This window comes from Actinacidiphila sp. bgisy167 (genome assembly GCF_057707665.1).
On record NZ_JBYIQP010000053.1, the window covers coordinates 36,545 to 46,770 of the forward strand.

Annotated in this window: 7 protein-coding genes; 3 read left to right on the forward strand and 4 right to left on the reverse strand. The window is 72.1% G+C overall.

Annotated features, from left to right (window positions below; all coding sequences use genetic code 11):
• Window positions 1-120 precede the first annotated feature (120 nt).
• Window positions 121-1,179: an ABC transporter substrate-binding protein gene (locus tag AC3ET4_RS20200; protein WP_431951324.1), complete on the reverse strand. Its 1,059-nt coding sequence runs from the start codon at window positions 1,177-1,179 to the stop codon at window positions 121-123.
• A 206-nt stretch (window positions 1,180-1,385) separates the two neighbouring features.
• On the opposite strand from AC3ET4_RS20200, the gene AC3ET4_RS20205 reads away from it, so the two are divergent.
• From AC3ET4_RS20205 to AC3ET4_RS20215, 3 genes are read left to right on the forward strand one after another with little or no spacing between them, the layout of a single operon-like run.
• Complete coding sequence (locus AC3ET4_RS20205; RefSeq protein ID WP_431951326.1) at window positions 1,386-1,835, forward strand: MarR family winged helix-turn-helix transcriptional regulator; 450 nt, start codon at window positions 1,386-1,388, stop codon at window positions 1,833-1,835.
• On the forward strand, window positions 1,832-3,583 hold the full coding sequence (locus AC3ET4_RS20210) for an MFS transporter (protein WP_431951328.1): 1,752 nt from the start codon (window positions 1,832-1,834) through the stop codon (window positions 3,581-3,583). Before AC3ET4_RS20205 ends, AC3ET4_RS20210 begins: the two co-directional genes overlap by 4 nt.
• A complete protein-coding gene (locus AC3ET4_RS20215; protein ID WP_431951330.1) occupies window positions 3,559-4,119 on the forward strand; it encodes a cysteine hydrolase family protein in 561 nt (186 codons plus the stop codon). The genes AC3ET4_RS20210 and AC3ET4_RS20215 overlap by 25 nt, the downstream gene beginning before the upstream one ends.
• Here AC3ET4_RS20215 and AC3ET4_RS20220 read toward each other — a convergent pair.
• The 3 genes from AC3ET4_RS20220 to AC3ET4_RS20230 all read right to left on the reverse strand — a co-directional run bounded on the left by AC3ET4_RS20220 (window position 4,082) and on the right by AC3ET4_RS20230 (window position 9,676).
• A complete protein-coding gene (locus AC3ET4_RS20220) occupies window positions 4,082-4,702 on the reverse strand; it encodes a hypothetical protein (protein ID WP_431951332.1) in 621 nt (206 codons plus the stop codon). The genes AC3ET4_RS20215 and AC3ET4_RS20220 overlap by 38 nt on opposite strands.
• A gap of 206 nt (window positions 4,703-4,908) precedes the next feature.
• Window positions 4,909-5,496: a GNAT family N-acetyltransferase gene (locus AC3ET4_RS20225; RefSeq protein ID WP_431951334.1), complete on the reverse strand. Its 588-nt coding sequence runs from the start codon at window positions 5,494-5,496 to the stop codon at window positions 4,909-4,911.
• A gap of 103 nt (window positions 5,497-5,599) precedes the next feature.
• On the reverse strand, window positions 5,600-9,676 hold the full coding sequence (locus AC3ET4_RS20230; RefSeq protein WP_431951336.1) for a discoidin domain-containing protein: 4,077 nt from the start codon (window positions 9,674-9,676) through the stop codon (window positions 5,600-5,602).
• Window positions 9,677-10,226 lie beyond the last annotated feature (550 nt).

Genomic DNA, 10,226 nt, shown 5'->3' on the forward strand with positions numbered 1-10,226 from the left:
GGGTCGCGTGTCGTGTCCGGTCGTGTGCCGGTCTCGTGCCGGGTGTCGTACGGGCGCCGGACGCCGGCGGGCACGGCGGCCCGCCGGCGCCCGGCACTCGGCACTCGGCGCCTCACCGGCTCAGGCGGTGAGGTACTTCTCCAGGTCGTCGAGGACCGCGTTGGCCGCGGTGACCCCGAGCCCGAGGTACCAGGTCTCGTCCGGCACGTCGAAGGCGTGCCCGTCCTTGACCGCCTTCAGGTTCTTCCACAGCGGGTTCCCCTGGGCCTTGGACTTGTCGGTGGCCTTCGGGTCACCGTAGACGCCGGTGAAGATGTAGTCCGCGTCGGCCTGGTCGATGTTCTCCGAGCTGATCTCCGCGGCAAGGTCGTCGATGTCCTGGTTCTTCGGCCGCGGGATGCCGACGTCCTTGAGGATGGTGCCGATGAAGGAGTTGTTCGCGTAGAGGCGGATCTTGCCCTCGGGCATGAAGCGCACCATCGAGACGGTCGGCTTGCGGTCGCCCAGCTTGACGCCGAGGTCCTTCGCCTTCCTCTCGTACGCGGCCAGGTTCGCCTCGGCCTGCGCGGTCTTGTCCAGCGCGGCGGCGTTGAGGAGGTAGTTCTGCTTCCACGTGAAGCCGGGGCGGATGGAGAAGACGGTCGGCGCGATCTGCGACAGCTCGTCGTAGGAGTCGGCGGCGCGCAGCTGGCTGCCCAGGATCAGGTCCGGCTTGAGCGCGGCGATCGCCTCGAGGTTGAGGCTGTTGATCGTGCCGATGTTCGCGGGATCCCCGGCCTCGCCCTTGAGGTAGGAGGGGAGTTCCGGCGAGCCCTCGGTGGGTGCGAGGCCGACCGGCTTGATGCCGAGCGAGACGACGTTGTCGAGCTCGCCCACGTCCAGGACGACGACGCGCTTCGGCTGCGCCTTGAGGACGGTGGTCCCCATGGCGTGCGTGACGGTGCGGGGCCACTCGCCGGGCTTGGCGGTGGTGCCCATGGCCGCGGTCTTCTCCGCGGCGTCGGCGAAGTCCTTGCCGCCCTTGGCGACGGACTTGGAGTCCTTGGACCCCCCCGCGGCGGCGGAGGCGGCCGCGCCGGCTTCCTTCCCGTCGCCGCCGGACCCGCCGCAGGCCGCGAGCGACAGCGCGGCGGCTATGACGACGGCGACGGCGGCTGTGCCGCGGCGGCGAAGAGACATGCGCAGACTCCTGTACGTGGTTCGCCTTTGAAGTATTAGGCGAGCCTAACCTTATGCGCTGCCCACGGGCCCCGCGCAAGCGGGGTCCCCGCACGCTCCCGCCGGGGGATGGCGGCTCGGTGCGGCGCGCCGCGGGGCGCATCCTTGGCCTGGTCTTGACCAGAGCTGGATCGTTACATCGGATTGATCAACCTACTGTTATCACCATGGACGAGAAGGCACTCGGGGCCGGTGCCCCGACCGAGGCGGCGGCCGCCTTGTGGCTGAGTGTGGGGCGGATCGCGCGGCGGCTGCGCCAGGCGCACACCGTGGGGGACGTCACCCTGTCGGAAGTGTCGGTGATCGCCCGGCTCGACGGGGACGGCCCGGACTCGCCGGGGTCGCTGGCCGAACTGGAGCGGGTGCGCCCGCAGGCCATGGCGACGACGCTGGCCGGTCTCGAGGAACGCGGGCTGGTGAGCCGCAGCCCGGACGCCGCCGACCGGCGGCGCGTGGTGATGACGGTCACGGAGGCGGGCCGGAAGGTCCTCGCGGACCGGCGCTCGGAGTCGGTGCGGCGGCTGGCCGCGGTGCTGGACGGGCGGTTCACCGCCGAGGAGCGGCGGCAGCTCGTCGACGCGCTGCCGCTGCTCGACCGGCTGGCGGAGCAGCTGTGACCGCCGTGCCGGTCGACGACAGCGGCCGCTACAAGTGGGTGGCGCTGTCCAACACGACGCTCGGAGTGCTGATCGCGACCATCGACGCCTCGATAGTGATCATCTCCCTGCCGGCCATCTTCCGGGGCATCGGCCTCGACCCTCTCGCGCCCGGCAACATCGGCTACCTGCTCTGGATGATCCTCGGCTACCTGCTGGTCTCCGCCGTGCTGGTGGTCGTGCTCGGCCGGCTCGGCGACATGTTCGGCCGGGTCCGCATGTACAACATGGGGTTCGCGATCTTCGCCTGCGCGTCGCTCGCGCTCTCCCTCGACCCGCTGCGGGGCGGCGGCGGCGCCCTGTGGCTGATCGGCTTCCGCATCGTGCAGGCGGTCGGCGGGTCGATGCTCACGGCGAACTCGGCGGCCATCCTGACCGACGCCTTCCCCGCCCGGCAGCGCGGCATGGCGCTGGGCGTCAATCAGATCACCGCGCTCGCGGGCCAGTTCCTCGGGCTGATCGCCGGCGGGCTGCTGGCCACCGTCGACTGGCGCGCGGTGTTCTGGGTGAGCGTGCCCATAGGCGTCGTCGGCACCGTCTGGTCGTACCGCAGTCTGCGGGAGACCGGTGCGCGCAAACCGGGACGCGTGGACTGGGTCGGCAACCTCACCTTCACCGCCGGGGCCGGGGGCCTGCTCGCCGCCATCACCTACGGCATCCAGCCCTACGGGGGCCATCCCACAGGCTGGACCAACCCCTGGGTGCTCGGCGGCCTCGCGGCGGGAGTGCTGCTGCTCGTGGCGTTCTGCGTCGCCCAGACCCGGGTCGCGGAACCGATGTTCCAGCTCGGGCTGTTCCGCATCAGGGCGTTCGCCGCCGGCAATCTCGCGGCGCTGCTCACTGCGATCGCCCGTGGCGGCCTGCAGTTCACCCTCATCATCTGGCTGCAGGGCATCTGGCTGCCGCTGCGCGGCTACGACTTCGAGCAGACGCCGCTGTGGGCGGGCATCTTCATGCTGCCGCTGACCGTCGGCTTCCTGGTGGCGGGGCCGGTGTCCGGAACCCTGTCGGACCGCTTCGGCGCCAGGCTGTTCTCCACCACCGGACTCGTCCTCGTCGCCGCCTCGTTCGTGGGCCTGCTCGCGCTCCCCGTCGACTTCCCCTACCCCGCCTTCGCGGCCCTGCTGCTGGTGAGCGGCATCGGGCAGGGCATGTTCTCGGCCCCCAACACCTCGGCCATCATGGGCAGTGTCGCGCCGGACCAGCGCGGCGTCGCCTCCGGCATGCGCTCCACCTTCCAGAACTCCGGGACGGCGCTCTCCATCGGCCTGTGCTTCTCGCTGATGATCGCCGGACTTGCCGGGTCGCTGCCGCGGACCCTGGCGAGCGGGCTGCAGGCCAACGGCGTGCCCGCCGGCACCGCCGAGCAGGTCGCCGGACTGCCGCCGGTGAGCACCCTGTTCGCCACCTTCCTCGGCGACAACCCCATCGGCCACCTCCTCGGACCCAGCGGGGTCCTGACCACCCTGCCCGAGCACCAGGTCCACATCCTGACCGGCACGGCGTTCTTCCCCGCCCTCGTCGCAGGCCCCTTCCACCACGGACTCGTCACCGTCTTCGGCGCGGCCGCCGTCATGGCCCTGGTCGCCGCGCTCGCCTCGGCGCTGCGCGGCCGCCGGCCCGGCGGCGCGAGCGACCCGAACGGCGGCGACACCCCGAACGGCACGAGCAAAGGACAGCAAGAATGGCGAACAGCGCAATCCTCGTGATGGACGTCCAGCGCGGGATCACCGATCGCTTCACCGGGGACGACGGCTACCTGCCCCGATTGCGGGACGCGGTGGCCGCCGCGCGCACCGCGGGCATCCCCGTCCTGTACGTCGTCATCGGGTTCCGCGCCGGACATCCCGAGATCAGCCCCCGAAACAAGGGCTTCAGCGCCCTCGCGCAGGCGGGCGGCTTCGCCGCGGGCGACCCGGGCGCCGAGATCCACCCCGAGGTGGCGCCGGAGCCCGGCGATGTCGTCGTCACCAAGAAGCGCGTCAGCGCCTTCGCGGGCAGCGACCTCGAGATGGTCCTGCGGGCGCGGGGCATCGACAGCCTCGTGCTGACCGGCATAGCCACCTCCGGCGTGGTGCTCTCCACGCTGCGCCAGGCGGCCGACCTCGACTACGGCCTGACCGTCCTGTCCGACGGATGCCTGGACTCCGATCCCGAGGTGCACCGCGTGCTCACGGAAAAGGTGTTCCCGCGGCAGGCGGAGGTCGTCACCGTGAAGGAATGGGGCACGTCGCTCGCGAACTGACTCCAGTGGACGGCTCCCCGTGCCCACCGAGGGCGCGGGCGAGCCGTTCCCCCTGTGCGGGGGTCACGCCGAGGCCAGGCAACGGCACATCTCCAGGCCCCTCGTGGCCCTCCGGGGGACGGGGAGCGCCGCCGCTGAGCGGCGAGCCCCACGCCGGGTCGTGCCAGACCTCGTCCGCCGTCCCGTGGACCAGGCACCGGGCCGCGAGCGCCACCGTCTCCTCCGGCGCCCCGACCGCCCGGAGCGCACCGGCGATCCGGGGCACGGCCTGCCGCGCGTGCCGCTGGCCGTCGTCGAGCAGGGGCAGCAGGAGCAGCAGTCGGACGTCAGGGTCCGACAGGCCCTCGTCCGGCCCGGCATCCGGCCCCGTCTCGGCGACGTGCAGCAGCCGGCGCCAGCCGAGACCGGGGCCGCGGCGCTCGCCGTCGTACGAGAGCAGGGTCTCGGCACGGGCCCAGCCGGGATGGGTGAGCAGGAAGTCCAGCCCGGCATCATCGGCGAAGTTGCGGAAGACCACGACGACGCCGTGCCCGTCCCCGAAAGGCACCCGGAGGACCGGCCAGGACCCCTCCTCGTACAGCACCTCGGGGAGGGCGTCGGCGTCGGCGCCGTCGTCCCCGAACCACTCCGGCGCGGGACGCTCGCCGTCCGGCCCGGCCGCGCACCACTCCAGGAGGCGGTTCGCCCAGAAGCCGGGTCGGGCCGCCAGCGGCTCACCGGCCGTCAGCGGCCCGCCCTCTACCGGTAACCCTTGATCAGCACGCCGCAGACAATGCCACGCGGCGCGCGTCAGACCTGCGGCAGGGACGCGCCCGACGACGCGGCGGCGGACGCGGCGGACGCGGCGGTCGCACGGTCGCGCAGGTCGAGCCGGAGCCGCAGGAAGTCGATGCCACCCGGGCCGGGGCGGCGGTGGCCGTCCGGGACCCAGCCGCGGAGCGTGTAGAAGGCGAGAGCACGGGTGTTGTGCTCCCAGGCGTCCAACAGCCCCGTCCCCAAGGCCGACTCCTGAAGGAATCGGATGAACTCCGCGTGCAACCGCCCCCCGACCCCGCGGCCCCAGCGGTCCGGGCGCACATGGATCCGGTGCAGCTGACCGCACGCCGGCGCAGCCTGTGCGCCTTCCTTCGGCGGCCCCATGGCCGCCACACCGACCACCTCGGTGTCCTCGACGGCGCACAGCACCGTCATCGCGCTGGACTGGACGGCGTGCGCCCAGAACGCGCGGCGGCGCGCCCACCCGTCGGGACTGTCGATCTCGGAGCCGGGCAGGCCGCCCGCCTGGTAGTACGCGGCACGCGCCTGCGTGTGCACGTCCACGATGGCCGCCAGGTCGCCGAACCGCGCCGGGCGCATCAGGGAGGGAGAAGTCGTCACCTCCTGTCAGACGTCCGCGCTGGGGGACGGGTTCCCGGCACGCCGAACCGGTGTGGGGGCCACCCGGCGGACGGCCCCCACACCTCCATGCCCGCGCGACCGGTTACGGCTTCACGGCGACCTGCGGCACGTTGTACCCGTCGACCCGCAGCGTCGGCCGCTTGGAGGACAGGGCCCCCGCGGGCCAGGACAACGTGACCGTGCGGCTCTCACCCGGCAGCAGCCACAGGTAGTTGTCGCTGTACAGGGTGGGCAGCACCCGGTCGCCGGTACGGGAGTCCAGCAGGGAGAGCCGGACCAGGGCGGCCACCGAGGACCCGCGGTTGCTCAGCCGAGCCGTCAGCCCGTGGCGGTCGCCCGTGAGGTCGGTGTCCGTGACCTCGGCGGAGACCCGGGTCCGGGCTGCCTTGTTGAGCTCCTGCATGTGTTCGGGCTTGCGGTAGCGCCAATAGATGTTCTCGGACAGCACCTCGCCGCTACGGTACGTCAGGCGCAGCCGCAGCAGGTGGAAGTCCGGCAGGTCGTCCGTCCAGGCCACCGTGAGGGCGTCGGCCTTCGCCGACGCCGCCACGTCCACCGCCGCGTGCCGCTCCGCGGACAGCGGACGGCCGGTCAGGTCGTACAGGCGCGCGGACACCTGCGCGCCCTTCAGGGCCCGGGGCGTGTGGTTGACCGCCACGACCCTCCCGCTGACGGGGTCGGCCTGCACGTGGACGGGCTCGGAGGCCTTGCGGACCCCGTAGTAGGCGCCGTTGACGTCGAAGTCGTAGTCGTAGGTCTGCCACACGGTGCTGTACCAGGCGGGGTGCGACATCCACAGCATCAGACCGGAGGCGTCCTCCCACAGCCGGCCGTTCCAGGCCTCGAACATGGCGCGGAAGTTCTCGTAGTTGACGAACTGCGCCTTGCGGCAGAAGTCCTCCAGGTCCTTCGCGGTGCCGAGCCGGGCCTCGATGGCCGCACGGTAGTTCTGCGGCGCCTGGTTGCCGCGGGTGCTCCAGTCGTGGTGGTACCAGACGCCGCCGACCGGCCACGCGGGCTCCTCGCCCGCCATGCGCCGCATGGTCTCGGCGGTCGACACGACGGGCATGCCGATCTCGGTGTGGAAGCCGAAGACGCCGCCGCCGTAGGTGGAGGCGGAGTAGTACCGCTCGGGCTCGACCCAGCCGTACGGGCCGCCGCCCGAGACGATGCCGCCGGCCGAGTTGTTCTGGTAGAGCAGGGCGGGCGCCTCCGCGCGCACCGCGGCGCGCATCCCGTCGTCGACCGGACCCGGAGGGTTGCCCTCGTTGGCGCCGCACCACACCACGACGCTGGGGTGGATGCGGTAGCGCCGCACGGTGTCCTGCGCCAGGTCGAGGAAGGCCTGGCGGTTCGGCGGGTCCATCGCCCAGGCGTTGGGGAAGTCGTTCCACACCAGCAGGCCGTGCTTGTCGCAACTGGCGTAGAACTCCTCGCGGTTGCTGCTGGCGACCCAGTTGCGGATCATCGTGAAGTTCATGTCGCGGTGCATGCGCACGGCCGCGTCCATACGCTCCGCGGGCATGCGGCGCAGCAGCTCGTCCCAGCCCCAGTTGCCGCCGCGGGCGAAGACGCGGACGCCGTTGACGCTGATCTTCAGCGGCACGGTGGAGTTGTCGACGGACTTCACGTCCGTCCACTGCTCTCCGTCGTCGGAGACCTGGACGGTGAAGGTCTTGGCGTACGCCTGCTCCCAGGTGATGGCGACGCGGTCGAAGCGCACCGGGGCGCCCAGGTCCACCCGGATCCACTGCTCGTCCTCGTACGTGGAGGACCAGCGGGTGCCCGGCTTGCCGTCCACCGCGTTGGCCGGCTCACTGCCCTCGCCCTCGAAGGACGATGCGGTGGCCTCCTTGCGCAGCGCGAGGTCGACGCCCGGCGTGCCGCTGTCGACCACCGACAGGCCCCACATGGACGAGCCCCAGCTGGTCGCCCGCGTGTGGCACAGGATCCGCACGTGGCGCGCCGTGGTGGCGGAGAAGTCGACGTTCTGCAGGCTCGCCGAGCCCCCGGTCTGGAAGGGCAGGGGGACGGCGGAGTTGTCCACGGAGGCGACGTCGGTCCAGTCCTCGCCGTCGTCGGAGACCTGGATGGTGTACGTCTCGGCGTATGCCTGCTCCCAGGTGACGACGACGCGGTCGAAGGACACCGCGGAGCCCAGGTCCACCCGGATGAACTGGTCGTCCTTGAACTCCGACGACCACCGCGTGTCCGGGTTCCCGTCCGTGGCGTTGCCCGGCTGGTTGGCGGGGTCGTCGGTCGAGGAGGCGTAGGCGTCCTTGTGCAGGGCCAGGTCGACGCCGGGCGCGGAGCTGTCGGCCACCGTCAGGCTCCACATGGACGAGCCCCAGTCGGTCGCCCGCGTGTGGCACAGGATCCGCACGTGACGGGCGGTCGTGCGGGCGAACGTCACCGTCTGTGCGTACGCGTCGGAGCCCGACTGGAACGTCAGGGGGACGTCGTACTCGTAGCCGAACTGGCGCATGCCGAAGCGTGTGGTACGCCGGTCGCTCTCCTGCCCGGACACGGAAACGGTGAGGGTGAGCCGGTGCAGTTCCGGCTCGCCGTAGCCGTTGGGCCACCACAGCTTCGGGTCGCGCACCCGCAGCTTCGGGTGCGAGGCCGGGTCGAAGACGACGTCCACGCTTCCGCCCCCGGGCACGCTGACCGTCCGCTGCACGCGCACGTCGTCGAACGCGGCGGTGACGGTGACGGACCTGGCCTCGCTTGCGGCGTTGCGGACCGGGACGACGAGGGTGACCTCGGCGGTGCCGGTGTCGGGCAGGTCGGGCAGCACGGTGTCGACGCGGGGGTCGCCGAGGACGGCGTCACCGGTCGAGCGCAGCCGGACGTGGTTCCAGATGCCGGCGGCACGGTCGCGCACGGCGGGCATCCAGTCCCAGCCGGAGGAGGCCAGGTAGGTGGGCGAGTTGCGGTTCATCATGTTCGCGCCGGCGTCGACGAAGGCGAGCCCGGCAGGGCCCTTGTCGGTGGGGCTGCCGGGGAACGGCATGGGGCTGATCTTCACCGCGAGGGCCTGCGGGCCATCGGCGGTCAGCAGCTCCGTCACGTCGTAGGCGGCGCGCGCGAAGGGGAAGGTGAGGGTGCCGACCTGCTTGCCGTTGAGCCAGATGTCGGCCTCGTGGTTGACCCCGTCGAATTCCAGCCAGACGCGCCGGCCGGCCCCGGTGCGCAGGCCCTTGGGCAGGCGGAACTCGCGGCGGTACCACCAGGAGTGGCGGGAGAGCGCCTCGGGGATGTGCAGGTTGGCGAAGCCTGCGACCGGGTCGGGTAGGTGCCCCTCGGCCACGAGGGAGGAGAGCACGGTACCGGGCACCACGGCCGGCAGCCAGGCGCTGGTGTCCACGGACGGCGCCGACAGCTCCGCGGCGCTGCCTCCCGCCCAGTCGTCCATGGTCAGGTCCCAGCCGGACTCCAGCGGCACCGTACCGTCGTCGGCGACCTCGAGGGCCGGGGGCGTGCGGTGGTGGGTGCCCCAGTCGGTCCAGCCGGTGGCCTCGGGCCGGTGGCCGGGCGCGGTGCCGTACACCTGGAAGCCGTTGAGGCCCAGTGGGTTGGCGTTGGAGCGCTTGGTGACGGTCATCCGCACATGCCGGGCGGTGACGGGCTTCGGCAAGGCGATCTCCACGACCCCGCCCTTGCCGTCGTCGGTGCGGTGCACGACGGTCCACGACTGCCCGTCACGGGAGGTCTCGATGACGAAGGCGACCGCGCAACTGGACAGGATCTCCTGGCCGGTGGTGTTGTCACGCGGACTGCCGCTGGTCGAGGGGGTGAACGGCGGGTCGTCGGCGGTCGCCTCGAAGACGAGGCGCACGGACTCCACCTCGCACAGCGCCTGGAGGTCGACGGCTATCCACTGGGGGTCGCCGGCCGCTGCGCGCCAGCCGGAGCCCCGCACGCCGACCTGGTCGAGGCTGTCGACGGCGAACTCGGCGGGGGTGGGGGCGTAGTCGGTGGAGGACACCGTGACCGGGCGGTACGCGGCGAGCTCGCCGCGGGCGCCGCCCGGCTTCGAGGTCAGGGTGTGCGCCGCGGCGGCGGACGGGAAGGCCATGCCGAGCCCGAACCCCGCGAGCAGGGTGGAACCGGTGGTGAGTACGGCACGTCGGGAGGGCTGAGGGGACTGGTCCGGCATGGACAACGGCTCCGTTCAGGGATGTTCAACGAGGAGGCGGCCTGGCATCATCGAGGGGATGACAACGTTGCCATCGCGATGACAACGTTGCCGAACATGCACCTACCGGGAGGAGCCTGTCAAGGTCTTGCACTCGCCGCGTTTCGTGATTTCCACGAAAGAGCCCCACATGCCGACGTCCGGCCGGGCGTGTCCCCGGGCTGGTCTCCCCGGCCTTCGACGCCTACGGGAAGGACGAGTTCACACGGGCGGCGCCGAGTCCGCGGACGAGGGCCGTGTCCGCGCCGCTGCTCGCGCGTCCGCGCCACCGCGCACGTCGGGAACGGGAACGCAGCCGAGAAAGGATCCCGGCCGGTCGACGGACGGTTCGGACGCGGGCCGCGCGGCTTCGGGGAGCCGGCCGGGGCCGGCGCGCTACCCGGAAGCGGGGCGCCCGCGTCGGAGGGGCGGGCCGGTGAGGTGGACCGGAAGCGCCGCGTGGCGACTGGTGCGCGGTATGACGCGCGCGCGGACGTCCGCGCGCGGGGGGGGGGGGGGAAAAGAGAAAACA